Genomic DNA, 15,842 nt, shown 5'->3' with positions numbered 1-15,842 from the left:
AAAAAATGGCCGTGTCTACGCCCTCCTGAGATAGGCACGATGGCTGGACTTATCCAGCGCGCCGTGGTCCGGATCGAGCCATGAGAACGCCGATCTTTGACCCGACCCGACGTGAGGTTTTGGCCGGCCTTGGAGCTTCCCTTGGAGCTGCCCTTGGAGCTCCCGCCGCCGGGTTGATTGCCGGCGGCGCGGCTCCGTCCATCACCGCCCAGCTCGCCCTCCAGGCCAGGCCGGCAACGTTGGCTCTGAGGCCGGATCAGCCAGCGACACCAGTCTGGGAGCTGGCCGCCGTAAGCCACCTCGGGACCGTCCGTCTCAAGCGCGGCGACCGCTGCGAAGTGGTCTTTCGCAACGACCTGCCTGTGCCACTTGCGCCAGTCTGGTACGGCCGGAATGCCCCCGCCACGGCCGACCCGCTGCGCGGACGCGCGCCGACCGCACCGGATGCAACTGAAACATCAATTATTTCAATACCAAACGCCGGAACCTTGCTTGCGGACTTCCGCCTCTTCGAGGCCGGCCTGAACCAGCCCGCACGGCCGCTTCCGATCGTCGCCGGGGAGACGAACCGCATCGCCGTCGACCGCGACGAGGTCCTGTTGATCGAGGAATGGCGCCTGCGGCCGGACGGGACCGCGCTTCCGCCGGGCCGGGACCCGAAGGACACGACACCGCTCTATACGCTCAACGGGCGGACTTCATTCGAACTCTCAGCCGCGGCCAATGAGCGGTTGCGGCTGCGCTTTATCAACGGCTCCCAACGCACTGTTCTAGCAATCAAATTGGAAAACCACGAGGTCCGGGTAATGGCCCTGGATGGTCAGCCGGCCGAGCCGTTCCCGGCGCGCAACGGCGCCCTCGTACTGGCCCCCGGCGGGCGCGCCGACGCCTTTGTGGATGCGACGACATCGGCCCCATTCCTGCTGCATGACGGCAAGGAGGCACGCCCGGTCGGCAGCCTCAAGGTGACAGGCCAGCTGGAGCGGCGCGCACCGCTGTTGCCGCCCCAGCCGCTCCCACCGAATGACCTGCCCGAGCAGCTCGATCTGAGAGGCGCCCTGCGGTTCGATGTCGCGCTCGGCGCACCCGACCCTGTTTGGACACGGCCGGCGAATTTCTCCACCGCCTCTGCCCCGGCCTTCCGCGCCAAGACGGGCCGGACGATCGTGCTGGCGCTGAAGAACTCCGGCCCGGTCACCAATGTGTTCCACCTGCACGGCCACCACTTCCGCCTGCTCGACAAGCTCGACGATGGCTGGAAGCCCTATTGGCTCGACACGCTGGCGATCGAGCCCGGCCAGACCCAGCGCATCGCCTTCGCCGCGACCGCGCCCGGCCGTTGGCTGCTCGAATCCGTCGTGACCGACTGGGCCGCGCCGCGGCTGGTGCGCTGGTACGCGGTGGAGTGAAGCACCTATCGGCGCGTCCAGAGGTAGCGGACGTCGGGCTCTTTCTCCTCGTTCCGCGCGCCGTCGGTCTGCTCGACCAGTGCGAAGTCCCGCGCTTCATAGAAGCGCAGCGCCGGCGCATTGCGCTGGAAGGTCCAGAGCTCGAGCCGGTCGCAGGCCTCTTTGGCGACGCGGAGGAGTTCGGTGCCGACGCCGCGCCCTTGCGCTGCGGGAAGCACGTAGAGCTGCTCGATCCAGCCGTCACGGAAAGCGATGATCCCGCGCAGGGCGTCATCATCGAACCGTCCCCACACCCAGCATGTCGGATAGACGCGCTCGCGGTAGAACCAGCAGTCCTCCTCCGGCGTATGCAGCCCGACGAGCCACGGCATTGCCTGGTCAAACACAACCCGATGAACCTGCGCCGCCGCGCCAATGTCGGTGAGCGCGAGCTGCCTGAGCACTAGTACTCGACCCCAAGCGCGTCATAGATCCGCCGGTGCACGGCCGGCAGCGTCTCGGTGAGGTCTTCCGCGATCAGGCCGGGCCCCGCCTCGCTTGCCGCCTCGCCATGCATCCACACGCCGATGCTGGCGGCTTCGAAGGCCGGCACGCCCTGCGCCAAGAGTCCGGCGATAATGCCGGAGAGCACGTCGCCGGCACCGGCGGTGGCGAGCCAGGGCGGCGCGTTGGCGGCGATGGTGGCGCGGCCGTCGGGGGCGGCGACGGTGGTATCCGGGCCCTTCAGCAGCACGACGGCGCCGGAGCGCTCGGCGGCGGTGCGGACGCGCTCGAGCTTCGAGCGTCCCGGGTGCTTGTTGCTGAGGTCCGAGAACAGGCGCGGAAACTCGCCCTCGTGCGGGGTCAGCACCACCGCATTGTCCTGCGAGGATTTTATCGACTCGAACAGGCGCTCGGGCGTTGCGGCAAAGCTCGTCAGCGCATCCGCGTCCAGCACCAGATGCCGCTGCGCCGTCAGCGCGGTGTGGACGAGATCGCAGCTGCGTTCCCCGACGCCCGCGCCGGGGCCGATCACGCAGGTATTGTAGCGCCTGTCGCCGAGCAGCTCGCCGAACTCGACCACCGTGTCGACGGGGCGAACCATCACCGCCGTGAGCGCCCCCGCATTGATCGCGAGCGCATCGCGCGGGGTCGCCAGCGTCACGAGGCCCGCGCCGGCGCGCAGTGCGCCGCGCGCGGCGAGCCGCGCCGCACCGGTCGCCGCGGCATCGCCGGAGACCGCGAGAACATGGCCTCGCGCAAATTTGTGACCGTCGATCCGCGGCACCGGAAAGGCGGCGCCCCAGAAATCCGGGTCGTTCTCGAAGATCTGCGGCGCGATCTCGTCCAGCACTTGCGCGTCGATGCCGATGTCGGCGACACGCACGCGGCCGCAATGCATGCGGCCCGGCAGCAAGAGATGCGCCGGCTTCTTGCGGAAGAAGGTGACGGTCTCGGTGGCATTCACCGCCGCGCCCATCACGGCCGCGCTGGTGCCGTTGATGCCGCTCGGCAGGGCGACCGCCAGCACCGGGGCCCCGTTGGCATTGATCGCTTCGATCATGGCGCCCGCCTCGCCGTCGACCGTGCGGCTGAGGCCGGCACCGAACAGCGCATCGATGATCAGCGCGGGCTTCCCGATCGCCTGCGGATTGAACGGCAGCACCGGATACTTCCAGCCGCGCGCGGCGGACGCCGCATCGCCCTGGAGCTGGTCGCGCTCGCACATCAGGATCACCGACACCTCGCGCCCCTGGGCGGCGAGCTCGGCGGCAGCGACAAAACCGTCGCCGCCATTGTTGCCGGGGCCGGCCACGATCAGGATCGGCCCTTCCTCCACCAGCGCATTGGCGGCCTCGGCGACCGCCTGGCCCGCGCTCAGCATCAGCTTGAAGCCGGGCGTGCCTGCCGCAATGCTGAGCTGGTCGGCCCGCTGCATTTCCGCGTTGGTCAGTACTTCCATGCCACTTCCCTGGTACATTCGCCTCTTCAACAGGCATCTTTCGTGCCGATCCGGCCGACGGAACACCGATCTGCACATATATTGAACCGTTTGCCTATTTCGCAGTCTTCGGTATTTTGGGCAGGTCGGCTCCACCTATCAGAGATGCTCGTTAAAAGGCTGATAACGCTCCAATAATCAGGGCATGTGCAACTTGGCATAGACCCTGCTTTCGAGGAAGCCGCTTCGGTTCGTCGTGCTCACTGGCATTCAATCTGGGTGTGGCCGGCCGACGCCGGGCTGGTCAGGCATCCCGGGACAACGAAGACAAAGTCCGTGCGTTGAGAAAAGCGCATCCTGACGAAGACGTTGCTATTTGATCGAAAGGCCGGGAGACGCGCAGTGAAGAAAATCGAAGCCATCATCAAGCCGTTCAAGCTCGACGAGGTGAAGGAAGCGCTTCAGGAAGTCGGCCTTCAGGGCATCACCGTCACCGAAGCCAAGGGCTTCGGCCGCCAGAAGGGTCACGCCGAACTCTACCGCGGCGCAGAATACATCGTCGACTTCCTGCCCAAGGTGAAGATCGAGATCGTGATCGGCGACGATCTGGTCGAGCGCGCCATCGACGCGATCCGCCGCGCCGCGCAGACCGGGCGCATCGGCGACGGCAAGATCTTCGTCTCCAATATCGAAGAGGCGATCCGCATCCGGACCGGCGAATCCGGGCTGGACGCTATCTGAGCCGGGTGCTATCCCGCATTTTGCGACACTCTGACAAGAAATAAGGCTGCTTCGGCGGCCTGATTTCGTTTGTGCGATCGCGCGCGAACTCGCCCAAAGCGAGAACAATCTTGCTCATCTGGAAACCGACCCGCAGAGCCAAAAGGGGTATGCATGAAGACCGCCAAAGACGTCCTGAAATCGATCAAGGACAACGACGTCAAATACGTCGACCTGCGCTTCACCGATCCGCGCGGCAAGTGGCAGCACGTCACGTTCGACGTCAGCATGATCGATGAGGACATTTTCGCCGAAGGGACGATGTTCGACGGCTCCTCGATCGCCGGCTGGAAGGCGATCAACGAGTCCGACATGTGCCTGATGCCCGATCCGGTGACCGCGACGATCGATCCGTTCTTCGCCGAGACCACGATGGTCATCACCTGCGACGTGCTCGAGCCGACCACCGGCGAGCCCTACAACCGCGACCCCCGCGGCATCGCCAAGAAGGCCGAGGCGATGGTGAAGTCGATGGGCGTGGGTGACACCGTCTTCGTCGGCCCCGAGGCCGAGTTCTTCGTGTTCGACGACGTGCGCTTCTCCTCCAGCCCGTACAACACCGGTTTCCGCCTCGACTCGTCGGAGCTGCCGACCAACTCCGACACCGAATATGAAGGCGGCAATCTCGGCCACCGCGTCCGCACCAAGGGCGGCTACTTCCCGGTTCCGCCGCAGGACTCCGTGCAGGACATGCGCTCGGAGATGCTCGGCGCCATGGCCAAGATGGGCGTCAAGGTCGAGAAGCATCACCACGAGGTCGCCTCCGCCCAGCACGAGCTCGGCATGAAGTTCGACACGCTGACGCTGATGGCCGACCACCTGCAGATCTACAAATACTGCATCCACCAGGTCGCCCATATCTACGGCAAGACCGCCACCTTCATGCCGAAGCCGGTCTACGGCGACAACGGCTCGGGCATGCACGTGCACCAGTCGATCTGGAAGGACGGCAAGCCGGTGTTCGCCGGCAACAAATACGCCGACCTGTCGGAGACCTGCCTGCACTACATCGGCGGCATCATCAAGCATGCCAAGGCGATCAACGCCTTCACCAACCCCTCGACCAACTCCTACAAGCGTCTGGTCCCGGGCTATGAGGCCCCCGTGCTGCTCGCCTACTCCGCGCGCAACCGCTCGGCCTCCTGCCGCATCCCCTACACCGCTTCGCCGAAGGCCAAGCGTGTCGAGGTGCGCTTCCCCGATCCGCTCGCCAATCCCTATCTCGGCTTCGCTGCGATGCTGATGGCCGGCCTCGACGGCATCAAGAACAAGATCGATCCGGGTCCGGCGATGGACAAGGACCTCTACGACTTGCCGAAGGAAGAGCTGAAGCAGATCCCGACGGTGTGCGGTTCGCTCCGCGAGGCGCTCGAAAACCTCGACAAGGACCGCGCCTTCCTCAAGGCCGGCGGCGTGTTCGACGACGACTTCATCGACAGCTACATCGAGCTGAAGATGACCGAGGTCGAGCGTTTCGAGATGACCCCGCACCCGATCGAGTTCGACATGTACTATTCGGGCTGAGCGGCCGGAACTCCATGCGACAAGCAAAAGGCGCTCCGAAAGGAGCGCCTTTTCGTTTGAGGAATCGTGGGGTGGGTTACGCGCAGCTCATCACCACGTCGCGGTGAACGCCTTCTGCAGCTCGGCCGGCGCCGTCACCCCGCCCACGATCAGCAACTGGGTCAGAACGCGCGCCTTTTGCGGATTGAGGTCCTCCGACACGACGAAGCCGTTCTTGTCGTCGTCGACCTCGACGTTCCTTGTGACGAAGCCGGATCGAACCCGCGTGGAGCGGACGACGATGATCCCCTTCTTCGCCGCCGCCTCGAGCGCATCGAGCGCCGGCTTCGACGTGTTGCCGTCGCCGACGCCGGCCAGCACGATGCCCTTTGCGCCGTGGGAGATGGCGTCCTCGATCGGAATGGCGTCCATGTTGGCGTGCGAGTAGACGATCGCGACGCGCGGCAATTGCTCGCCTGCCGGCAGCTTATAGGTCGCGCGCTTGAAGCCGGCAGCCTGGGTCATGAAGCGGATGCCACCGGCGGTGTCGACATAGCCGACCGGCCCGTCATTGGGCGAACTGAACGTCTCGATGCTCGTGGTGTTGGTCTTGGTCACCGAGCGCGCGCCCTGGATCTTGTCGTTCAGCACGGCCATGACGCCGCGCCCGCGCGCGCGCGGATCGGCGGCTACCTGCACCGCCTGGTAGAGATTGCCGGGGCCGTCCGCGCTCACGGCCGTCGCCGGCCGCATCGAGCCGACGATCACTACCGGCTTGTCCCCGCGCACGACATTGTCGAGAAAGAACGCGGTCTCCTCGAGCGTATCGGTGCCGTGGGTGATGACGACGCCATCGGCTTCGTTCTTGTCGAAGGCCTCCTGGATGCGGCGGGCCAGCGCAAACCAGACCTTGTCGTTCATGTCCTGGGATCCGATCGACGAAATCTGCTCCGCGTTCAGCTTCGCGAGCTTGTCCAGGCCCGGCACCGACTGCATCAGCTGTTCGCCGGTGATCTGGCCGGATTTGTACGCGCCCGTCGCGCGCGGGTCGGCCTGGCCAGCGATGGTGCCTCCCGTCGCAAGCACGAGGATGCGGGGCAGATTGCCAGTCGCCCCGTCCTTCCCCGGCTCTGCGGCCTGCGCGGCGACGCCGATACTGCCCGACCAGAGCGCAAAGGACAGCAGCGGAATGGCGAGCACGGATGTTCGACGTTGGCGGCAGCTGGCTGGGCTGGCGGTAGGCTTCGTCATCGAATGGTCCTCCCGTTCAAGTAGGGATCGGCATTCGATACGCCCATTGAGGCCGAAGATGGTCAGCCTGCTGCTTTTGGTTACGGGTTGTCACGCCGTGGCATGAAATGGTCGAGCAAGCCCGTCGGCAGCGGAAAGACGACGGTCGACGACCGTTCGCCCGCAATGTCGTGCAGAGCCGCGAAATAACGCAGCTGCATCGCCTGAGGCTCCTGCGCGAGAATCCGGCCGGCTTCGACGAGCTTCTCGGCGGCCTGCTGCTCGCCCATCGCATTGATCACCTTGGCCCGCCGCAAGCGCTCCGCCTCGGCCTGTTTGGCAATCGCGCGAACCATGGTTTCGTTGATATCGACGTCCTTGATCTCTATCCCGGTGACCTTGATGCCCCAGACGTCAGTCTGCTTGTCGAGGATCTCCTGGATGTCGGCGTTCAACCTGTCGCGCTCGGCAAGCATCTCATCGAGCTCGTGCTTGCCGAGCACCGAACGCAACGTGGTCTGGGCGAGCTGGCTCGTGGCCGCCATGTAGTCGCCGACCTTGATGATGGCCCGCTCGGGGTCGACGATGCGGAAGTACAGAACCGCGTTGACCTTGACGGACACGTTGTCCCGCGAAATCACGTCCTGCGGCGGCACGACCTGCACCATCACCCGCAGATCGACCTTGACGAGCTGCTGCACGATCGGAACGAGGATGATGAGGCCCGGACCCTTCACACCGGTAAAGCGGCCGAGCGTGAAGATGACGCCACGCTCGTATTCGCGCAGGATGCGAATAGCCTGGGATAGAAACATGATGACAAGCAGCGCAAGCGCCGCATAAGTCAGATATTCCAGCATCATGATGTACCTCCCTCGCCCGTTCGGGCGGGTGTGCGTATCAGCAGCGTCAGGTCGATGACGTCAGCGACTTCGACGGTCTCGCCGGGCTTGAACGTCTCGGCGCCGCGCGCCTGCCAGCGCTCGCCATGGGCGAAGACATGGCCTTCGTTTCCGTTCCAGTCGAGAACCTCGGCGGACAAGCCCCGCATGGCCTGCGCGCCGACCCGTTCAGGAGCCTTGCCGATGCGCCGGAGCGACCCGAGCACGACGAGAGCAAAGCCGGCGAACACGGCCGCGGTGATGCCGATCACCCACCACGACAGCTGGTAGCCGGGCGCCTCGGCCCTGAACAGCATCAGCGCTCCCAGCACGAAAGCGATGACCCCTCCGAGACCGATCACCACGGTCGGGTTGAAGGCTTCGATGGTGAGAAGCACGAGTCCGACCAGCATCAGCGCGAGCCCGGCATAATTGATCGGCAGCAGATTGAGCGCATAGAGGCCGATCAGCAGGCAGATCGCACCGACGACCCCCGGCGCGACGGCACCGGGAGACATGAACTCGAAGATCAGGCCGTAGATGCCGATCATCAGGAGAATGAACGCCACGTTCGGGTCGGTGATGACCGCCAGGAAGCGGGATATCCGTCCGGGGTCGACGGCTTCGACGACGGCATCCTTCGTCGCGAGGCGTTGCGTCCTGCCGCCTGCAACCTCCACCACGCGACCATCGAGCTGCCGCAGCAATTCAGCCTGATCGCGCGCGACGAGCTCGATGGCATGTGCCTCCAGCGCGCCGTTGGCAGAGAGCGTGGCAGCCTCACGGACCGCCTTCTCCGCCCAGTCCGCATTGCGGTTGCGCAACTCGGCGAGGCTGCGGATAAAGGCGACGGCATCGTTCGTCGCCTTCGCCGTCATCGCGTCCTTCGGCTCGTCCTTCTTGTCCTTGCCATCCTTGTCCGGCGTGCCGCTCGGCAGCCCCGGCAGCGGCCCGCCAATCTGCACCGGCGTCGCGGCACCGATATTGGTGCCGGGCGCCATCGCCGCGATGTGGGTCGCATAAAGGATATAGGTCCCGGCGCTCGCCGCATGGGCGCCGGAGGGAGCGACGTAGCCGATGACAGGGATGGGCGAGGCCAGCACATCCGCGATGATCTCGCGCATGCTGGAATTGAGACCGCCGGGCGTGTTCATCCTCAGAAGCACCACCTCGGCATGCCGTTCGCTTGCCTTGGCCAGGGCCTCCTTCACGTAGCTGGCCGACGCAGGGCCAATGGCCCCGTCGATCGAAACGATCAGTGCAAGACGGCCTTTCTCCTCCGCTGAGCTGGGAAGGAGGCAGCAGATCAAAGCCACGGCACTGATCGCCGCAACGAGGGCCGCCTTCATGGTCTGCACGGCACGGGCTCCCTTGCAGAGCATATGGTGTTCCGCTCGCGAACCTCAATGCTATGCGTGGAGACCGACGTTGCGATTGTGCAACGCAATGGAAATGGCCATGCAGGATGGCGATGCGATCGGTTGGGCAAAGAACGGGGCGGACCATGCCTGCGACTGATCCGCCCTGCGCGGCTACCGGGCCGCGCGCACGCCGTCCGTGCCGATCGGTCCGAACATGCCGGCGATCATCTCCGGCGTCGGCTGCATGCCGCCGAGCGACCAGTGCGAGGGCTCCTGCTCCTCGATCCTGACCCAGACGTTGCGGCGGAAATCGGGGTTGCCCTGCCCTTCGACCTCGACCAGGAGGTCGGTGACGCGTTCGAGCAACGTCTTCTTCTGCGCGGCGTCCAGGATGCCGCGGACGGTGGAAATGGTGACGTAAGGCATGTCTTTCTCCAATCATGTCGTGTGACGACGGCGGCAGACTGGACTGGGCAGCACCGGCGAGGCAGTGGCGGATAAGACAGAGATCGGGCAATTTCCGCCATGCGGCTCCCGCACCGATCGGATAGGATCGCCGCACCTGCCCCGGAGGCTTCATGAAGCTCGCAATTCTCGCGCTGGAAGGTTGCATGCATTCGGCGATCGTGGGCATCGCCGACGTCCTGTCGCTCGCCAACCATGTGATGCAGCAGAGCGGCATGAAATCCCGCTTCAGCTGGCAGACGCTTTCGCTCGACGGCAAGGCCGTGCGCGCCGGCGGCGGCCAGACGGTCGCGGTCGACGGCGCGATCGGCAAGCGCGGCGGCTTTGACGCGATCATCGTTCCCGGCAGCCTGGTCGATCACGTCACGGCCGAGCGCCTGCAACCGCAATATGAGCGTGCCAGCGCATGGCTGCGGCAGCAGCACGCGAACGGCCGCCTGATCGGCGCGTTTTGCAGCGGCGTCTTCCTACTGGCAGGGGCCGGCCTGCTCGACAACCGCCGCGCCACCATCACCTGGTGGCTGCAAAGCGAGCTGCGGCAGCGCCATCCCGCGATCGATCTTGCCGCCGACGCCGTCATCACGGTCGCGGATCGTATCGTCTGCGCGGCCGGACCGATGTCGTGGGTCGACCTCCTGCTCAGGCTGATCGAGATGATCGAAGGCAAGCAGACAGCAAAATTATGCGCGGACTACGTCGTCATCGACACCGCCCAGCGCACCCAGTCGATCTTCATGCCCGTCGGCTATTTGCTCTCGCAGGACCCGCTGCTGACCAGGGCCGACCTGCTCGTTCGCCGCACCGGCAAGCGTCCGATGACGGTCAAGCGCCTCGCCGACGCGCTCGGCCTCAGCGAGCGCACGCTGAACCGGAAGTTTCAGGAGCTCACGCGCGAGCCGCCGCAGGCCTTCATCATGCGCCGCCGCGTCGAGCACGCGCGCACGCTGCTGGAGACGACCACGCAGCCGATCAAGACCATCGCACGCACGGCCGGCTACGAGGATGAAAGCAGCTTTCGCAAGGCGTTCCGCAAGCTGACACTGATGTCGCCGCAGGCCTATCGCGCGCGGCGCATGGAGCAAGCGGCGTAACCGAGCCCGCCTCGACCGGGTGAGTGGAGTTATCGATGGAATGCACAATCCGCCCGGCGCGTGAAGATGATGCCGACCAAATCAGCGCGGTCATCCTGCGGGCGCTGCGCGAAACGAATGCGAAGGATTATACGGCCGAGATCATCGAAAGGGTCGAGCGCAGCTTCAGTCCTGACGCGGTGCGGCAACTGATCGGCAAGCGCACCGTCTTTGTTGCCACCTTTGGCGGTCGCGTCGTTGGAACGGCAAGCCTCGACGGAAGCGTCGTCCGAACGGTTTTTGTGGCTCCCGATGTTCAAGCCCGGGGCATCGGCAAGCTGCTGATGGCCGAGATTGAGCGCACAGCACGTGAGCGAAGCATCCCTTCGTTGACCGTCCCTTCTTCAGTCACCGCCGAAGCCTTTTACGCGCGGCTTGGGTTCGCGGCCGTGCGCGACAGCTATTATGGCGATGAACGCACGATCATCATGGAACGATCACTCAATGACCGTTTGTAGTCCGGTGGCCCAAGCCTCGTCATTGCGAGCGCAGCGAAGCAATCCAGAGTCTTTCCGCGGAGGGATTCTGGATTGCTTCGCTGCGCTCGCAATGACGGTGTGGCGGGCCTCCTGCCCGAAACCTCTATCGCGCCGGCCGCCTACGCCGCTGCCTTCTGCCGCGCCACGAGCGCTTCGCCGAAGGCCTCGAACAGCTTGCGGTTGATGGGATTGTGCTGCGGGTCGTATTCGGCGTGCCATTGCACGCCGAGCGCGAAGGTCGGGGCTTCCGCGATGCGGATCGCCTCGATGGTGCCGTCCTCGGCGACGCCTTCGACCAGCACGCGCTTGCCGGGGTCGAGAATGCCCTGGCCATGCAATGAATTGACCCTGATCTTCTCGCAGCCGAGCAGCGTTGCGAACGCGCCGCCCGGCGTCAGGTCGACGTCGTGGCGGTCGGCGAACACGACGGTCGGATCGGGATGGATGTCGCCGTTCTCAAGCCTCGGCATGCGATGGTTCATGCGGCCGGGGATTTCGCGGATTTCGGGATGCAGCGAGCCGCCGAAGGCGACGTTCATCTCCTGCAGGCCCCGGCAGATGCCGAACAGCGGGATGCCGCGGGCGACGCAGGCCACCGAAAGCGCCAGTGCCACCTCGTCGCGATGGATGTCGTAGGGCTCGTGCTTTTCGCAGGGATCGACGTTGAAACGGGTCGGGTGCACGTTGGCCCGGGCGCCGGTCAGGATGACGCCATCGACGGTATCGAGCAGCGCCGCGATATCGGTGATGTCGGGCGAGCCCGCAAACATCACCGGCAAGCCGCCCGAGACCTCGGCCACCGCGCGCAAGTTTCGCTCGCCGACCATCTGGACCTGAAATCGATTTTCGACGCGATGGGCATTCCCGATTACGCCGACGACCGGCTTTCTCATCTCCCGTTCCGACCTCCTCGCAAGAAGATTCTCCAAAGATGCCCTTGGGATGGAACAAATTCAACAGAAGGGATCGCGGGACGGCAATGCTATTTTCGCGCAAATGGCCGGCAGGAGGGGGACCGAGGCACCCTTTCGCGCCGGCAGCGCTGGCCTGCGAGGCCGTGGACACGTCAAGATCGCGCCAGAGCCCGGCTTGATCCGAGCGGTGATTTCGCGAAAGAGTGCTTCCGCAGTGGCCCTCGAAAAGGACATGACGTGACGATTCCCAGAGACGAACGGCCCCGGAGCCGCAACGACCAGGCTCGGGATCTGGCTTGGGCGATCTCGGTCGGGGGCGTCAGTATCGTGCTGTTCACGGCGATGCTGGTCTTCACCTGGTATTTTGCCGCCACCCTGCTCCTGATCTTCACCGGCATGCTGCTCGGCGTCGGCCTCAACGCGCTGACGGGCGCGCTCGGCCGCCGCGTGCACCTGCCGCACCCGGTCCGGCTCGCGATCGTCTGCATCGCGCTGGCCGTGATGCTCGCGGGCGTCGCCTATCTCGGCGGCGCCACCATCGCCGAGCAGGCTTCGCTGCTGAGCAAGACCATCAAGTCGCAGATCAGCAACGTCCGGTCCTTCCTCGAGAACCATGGCATCGACACCAGCTTCTTCGATCTCGGCAACGGCGCGCCTGCGGCCACGACCGACGCGGCGTCGACGCCCGCCCCGCCCCCGGCCTCGCACGGCGGCTTGCCCGGCGCGGGCGCACTCGCCTCCAGCGGCGGGGCGATCGTGAGCCAGACCTTCAAGCTGCTGTTCGGTGCGATCAGCGCCGTCGGCAACATCTTCATCGTGCTGTTTCTCGGGCTCGCTTTCGCCGCCCAGCCGAGCCTCTATCACGACGGGCTGCTGTTCCTGGCGCCGGCGAGGCATCGTAGCCGCGCGGCCCTGATCATCGACCGCATCAGCGACACGCTGGAGCGCTGGCTGATCGCACAGATCGTCGTGATGATTGCGGTCGGCGTCGTGACCTGGATCGGGCTTGCCATCATCGGCATCCCCGGCTCGTTCATCCTCGGGATCCAGGCCGGCCTGCTCGCCTTCATCCCGACCGTCGGCGCCATCATCGCTGGCGTCGTCGTGGTGCTGGCGAGCCTTGCCTCGGGCTGGATTCCGGCGCTGTCGGCCTTCCTCCTCTTCATGGGCGTGCACGCCATGGAGAGCTACGTGCTGACGCCGATCCTCCAGCGCCAGGCGCTGGACATTCCGCCGGCGACGCTGTTCGCGTTCCAGATCCTGCTCGGCGTCGTGTTCGGCATCTGGGGCCTGGCGCTGGCACTGCCGCTGGTCGCCATCGCCAAGGTCATGATCGACCATTTCAAGACGTATGAGGCGCCGCCTTTGGCGGAGGCGGCCTGAGGCGGCCTTGGAGCAGGTGTGCTCCCTCCCCCGCTTGCGGGGCAGGGCAATCGCATATGGGAGCGATTTCGCCTGTGGCCATCCTTCGAGACGCCCGCAGTTGGCGGGCCCTCAGGATGAGGATTGAGTGCGCGGCTTTAGTTTCAACGAGCACCGATGCTGCTTAGCCTCATCCTGAGGAGACCGCGAAGCGGTCGTCTCGAAGGACGAGGCGCGCGCTCAGGTCGCGCAAAATGCCATATGCGATTGCCCTGGCTTGCGGGGGAGGGTTGGGCAGAGGGTATCTCCGCAATCGAGACCCCCCAAGAGGAGGGAGCCCTCACCCGGCGCGTCGCGCCGACCTCTCCCGCAAGCGGGAGAGGTGCACTGACCCGCGGCCGCTTGATTCAACCTAAGCTCATTCCGCTTCAGGTCGTCAGCACGGTCTCGGTGTGCTCGACTTCAGGGGGCGCAGCAAAATACTGGCCGACGAGGCCGCGCCACTCGGTGAAATTCTCCGAGCCGCGGAAATCGACCGTGTGGTTCTCCAGCGTCGCCCATTTCACCATCAGCCGGTAGCGCTGCGGCTTCTCGATCGACTTGTGCAGTTCGAAGCCGTGAAAGCCCTTGGCGCGGCCGAAAGCAGCCTTGGCCTTGGCAACGGCCGCCTCGAAGTCCTTCTCGCTGCCCGGCTTGACGTCGATTTGCGCGATCTCGGTGATCATCGGTTTCCACCCTTTTTGTTCGATGGGCGTGTCTACCGCAGCCGGGACGAAAGAAAAAGGCGCCGGATCGGCGCCCTGCTCGGCCAAAAATGCGGGTGCTCTCAGGCGAACAGCAGCACGGTGCCGACAACGATCAGCGCGCAGCCGATGAACAGAGTGAGCGGCCAGTAGCTCCGGCCTTGCGTATAGCGCCCCTGGGCGCGGCGCGCGGTGATCAGGGCCGTCTCGTACTCGTCCGCGGTCGAGAACAGGCAGGCGAAGCCGCCGCGTGCCGAGGCGGCTTGGGCTTCGAGCGACATCAGGGCGGCCTGCGGATTCTGTCGACGGATCGATTCCATGACCGCAATGGTAGGGATCGAATGGTAAACAGGGAATTACCGCAGGGTCTCCCTTGCGTGTCAGGCCGTGACCGGACGCGCCTGCGGCGCACCCGTCCGCGCGGCGCTCTGGCGGCGCCAGTTCTCCAGCGACAGCGGCAGCTCCTCCGCCGCCTCGACGCGGTTTCGGCCGCCGCGCTTGGCCTGGTAGAGCGCAGTGTCGGCGGAGGCCAGCAGCACTTCGAGCTCGGTGCCGGCGGGGCCGCCGGCGACGCCGATGCTGACGGTGGTGTCGACCGGGCCTTCGTCGACCACGACGCCGGAGGTCTCGAAGGCTTCGCGCACGCGCTCGGCAACCAGCACGCCCTCCTCCAGTGAACACGGCAACAGCGCCGCGAACTCCTCGCCGCCGATGCGGCCCGAGAGATCGGAGATACGCAGGTTGCTGACCACGACCGTCGAGAACAGTTTCAGCATCTCGTCGCCGGCGGGATGACCGAAGCGATCGTTGATCGACTTGAAGTGGTCGATGTCGAAGATCATCACGGTCACGGGACGCCCGGCCTTGGCCTCGCGCTCGATCACGCGGCCGCAGGCTTCGGAGAAGCCACGGCGGTTGAGCATGCCGGTCAGGGGATCGGTGGAGGCGGCGGTCCGGTGCGCGGTGACCGTACGCTCCGACACCAGCATGAAGATCACGAACACGGTGCCGACGGCGTAGAGCACCAGCTCGACCGCGAACACGGTGACCCAGATGCTGCCGGAGAATCCGGCATCGTTCGGGCGCAGGAAGCTGCCGATCAGGATCGGCAGCATCAGCACGCAGCCGTGCATCACCGGCACCACGAAGGCCGGCCAGCGCCGTTGCAGGCTCTTGCGCCGCTCGACCCAGAGTTCGCTCGCGGTCAGCGCCGCATAGACCGAGACGATGCCGGCGCCGACGATCATGCGCAGCATGGACGCCGCGGGATCGAGCAGCGTGACGGCGGCGACCCAGGCGAGCGCGCCGAGCACGAGGCCGGGCCAGTTCGGCTTGCGGCCGTGGAAGACCCGCGCCGCATTCCACACCATGCCGCAGGCGACGAAGCCGACGGCATTTAACGCCAGATAGAGATGCGGCCCGAGCCTGTCACCGGCCGCAGTCCATAGCGCGACGGAGGCGGCACCGAGGAGATAGGCGGTGCCCCACCATTTCAGCGCAGGACTGTTCTCCTGCCTGCCGAAAAACACCATCATGGCGCCGAGCAGTGCGGCAACCATGGTGGCGACCAAATAGAGCGTGATGCTATCGAGCGACATCATGTCGGCCCCCTCTTAGACATAGCAGTTACGCGATCGGCCCAGCCGATTTGCGCGCCCTTCCGA

At 65.5% G+C, this 15,842-nt stretch carries 16 protein-coding genes; 6 read left to right on the top strand and 10 right to left on the bottom strand.

All coding sequences use genetic code 11. The features are described 5' to 3' along the window. The first annotated feature begins 80 nt into the window (after positions 1-80). The gene (locus GPL20_RS15840) at positions 81-1,409 is read left to right on the top strand and encodes a multicopper oxidase family protein (RefSeq protein ID WP_157330387.1); all 1,329 of its coding nucleotides are present in this window, start codon (positions 81-83) and stop codon (positions 1,407-1,409) included. 5 nt (positions 1,410-1,414) lie between these two features. Here the strand turns inward: GPL20_RS15840 and GPL20_RS15835 are convergent, their stop codons facing one another. Then, positions 1,415-1,852, bottom strand: coding sequence for a GNAT family N-acetyltransferase (locus tag GPL20_RS15835; protein WP_254126307.1), 438 nt, complete (start codon positions 1,850-1,852; stop codon positions 1,415-1,417). Further along, a complete protein-coding gene (locus GPL20_RS15830) occupies positions 1,852-3,351 on the bottom strand; it encodes an NAD(P)H-hydrate dehydratase (protein ID WP_157330386.1) in 1,500 nt (499 codons plus the stop codon). The genes GPL20_RS15835 and GPL20_RS15830 overlap by 1 nt, the downstream gene beginning before the upstream one ends. Positions 3,352-3,732: 381 nt before the next feature. On the opposite strand from GPL20_RS15830, the gene GPL20_RS15825 reads away from it, so the two are divergent. Together GPL20_RS15825 and glnA are read left to right on the top strand one after the other, a co-directional pair. Beyond that, on the top strand, positions 3,733-4,071 hold the full coding sequence (locus GPL20_RS15825; RefSeq protein WP_007603495.1) for a P-II family nitrogen regulator: 339 nt from the start codon (positions 3,733-3,735) through the stop codon (positions 4,069-4,071). 153 nt (positions 4,072-4,224) lie between these two features. Next, on the top strand, positions 4,225-5,634 hold the full coding sequence (gene glnA / locus GPL20_RS15820; RefSeq protein WP_157330384.1) for a type I glutamate--ammonia ligase: 1,410 nt from the start codon (positions 4,225-4,227) through the stop codon (positions 5,632-5,634). A gap of 90 nt (positions 5,635-5,724) precedes the next feature. Here glnA and GPL20_RS15815 read toward each other — a convergent pair whose 3' ends face one another. The 4 genes from GPL20_RS15815 to GPL20_RS15800 form a co-directional block, all read right to left on the bottom strand. Then, complete coding sequence (locus GPL20_RS15815) at positions 5,725-6,864, bottom strand: asparaginase (protein WP_157330383.1); 1,140 nt, start codon at positions 6,862-6,864, stop codon at positions 5,725-5,727. An 80-nt stretch (positions 6,865-6,944) separates the two neighbouring features. Next, positions 6,945-7,706 (bottom strand): slipin family protein, encoded by a 762-nt coding sequence (locus GPL20_RS15810; RefSeq protein ID WP_157330382.1) that lies wholly within the window; start codon positions 7,704-7,706, stop codon positions 6,945-6,947. Continuing rightward, the gene (locus GPL20_RS15805; protein WP_254126312.1) at positions 7,703-9,082 is read right to left on the bottom strand and encodes an NfeD family protein; all 1,380 of its coding nucleotides are present in this window, start codon (positions 9,080-9,082) and stop codon (positions 7,703-7,705) included. Before GPL20_RS15805 ends, GPL20_RS15810 begins: the two co-directional genes overlap by 4 nt. Before the next feature lie 174 nt (positions 9,083-9,256). After that, positions 9,257-9,511 carry a tautomerase family protein gene (locus GPL20_RS15800; protein WP_157330380.1) on the bottom strand — a complete coding sequence of 85 codons (255 nt, stop codon included), beginning with the start codon at positions 9,509-9,511 and terminating at the stop codon, positions 9,257-9,259. Between the two features lie 152 nt (positions 9,512-9,663). Between GPL20_RS15800 and GPL20_RS15795 the strand changes: the two genes are divergently transcribed. Continuing rightward, entirely contained in the window at positions 9,664-10,641 is a 978-nt protein-coding gene (locus GPL20_RS15795; protein WP_157330379.1) for a GlxA family transcriptional regulator, read from the top strand. A gap of 35 nt (positions 10,642-10,676) precedes the next feature. After that, the gene (locus tag GPL20_RS15790) at positions 10,677-11,138 is read left to right on the top strand and encodes a GNAT family N-acetyltransferase (RefSeq protein WP_157330378.1); all 462 of its coding nucleotides are present in this window, start codon (positions 10,677-10,679) and stop codon (positions 11,136-11,138) included. Between the two features lie 140 nt (positions 11,139-11,278). Here the strand turns inward: GPL20_RS15790 and GPL20_RS15780 are convergent, their stop codons facing one another. Further along, positions 11,279-12,052 carry a gamma-glutamyl-gamma-aminobutyrate hydrolase family protein gene (locus tag GPL20_RS15780; protein ID WP_157330376.1) on the bottom strand — a complete coding sequence of 258 codons (774 nt, stop codon included), beginning with the start codon at positions 12,050-12,052 and terminating at the stop codon, positions 11,279-11,281. Positions 12,053-12,310: 258 nt separating this feature from the next. Here GPL20_RS15780 and GPL20_RS15775 point away from each other — a divergent pair, with 258 nt between their 5' ends. Continuing rightward, complete coding sequence (locus GPL20_RS15775) at positions 12,311-13,456, top strand: AI-2E family transporter (RefSeq protein WP_254126303.1); 1,146 nt, start codon at positions 12,311-12,313, stop codon at positions 13,454-13,456. Positions 13,457-13,863: 407 nt separating this feature from the next. Here GPL20_RS15775 and GPL20_RS15770 read toward each other — a convergent pair whose 3' ends face one another. The 3 genes from GPL20_RS15770 to GPL20_RS15760 all read right to left on the bottom strand — a co-directional run bounded on the left by GPL20_RS15770 (position 13,864) and on the right by GPL20_RS15760 (position 15,779). Beyond that, positions 13,864-14,160: an antibiotic biosynthesis monooxygenase family protein gene (locus GPL20_RS15770; protein ID WP_080136963.1), complete on the bottom strand. Its 297-nt coding sequence runs from the start codon at positions 14,158-14,160 to the stop codon at positions 13,864-13,866. A 101-nt stretch (positions 14,161-14,261) separates the two neighbouring features. Continuing rightward, positions 14,262-14,498, bottom strand: a complete 237-nt coding sequence (locus tag GPL20_RS15765; protein ID WP_157330375.1) for a hypothetical protein — start codon at positions 14,496-14,498, stop codon at positions 14,262-14,264. Between the two features lie 60 nt (positions 14,499-14,558). Then, positions 14,559-15,779 (bottom strand): GGDEF domain-containing protein, encoded by a 1,221-nt coding sequence (locus GPL20_RS15760; RefSeq protein ID WP_157330374.1) that lies wholly within the window; start codon positions 15,777-15,779, stop codon positions 14,559-14,561. Positions 15,780-15,842: the final 63 nt, after the last annotated feature.

The sequence above is a fragment of the Bradyrhizobium cajani genome, assembly GCF_009759665.1.
GTDB lineage: Bacteria > Pseudomonadota > Alphaproteobacteria > Rhizobiales > Xanthobacteraceae > Bradyrhizobium > Bradyrhizobium cajani.
This window is presented reverse-complemented; position numbering and strand designations above follow the sequence as displayed.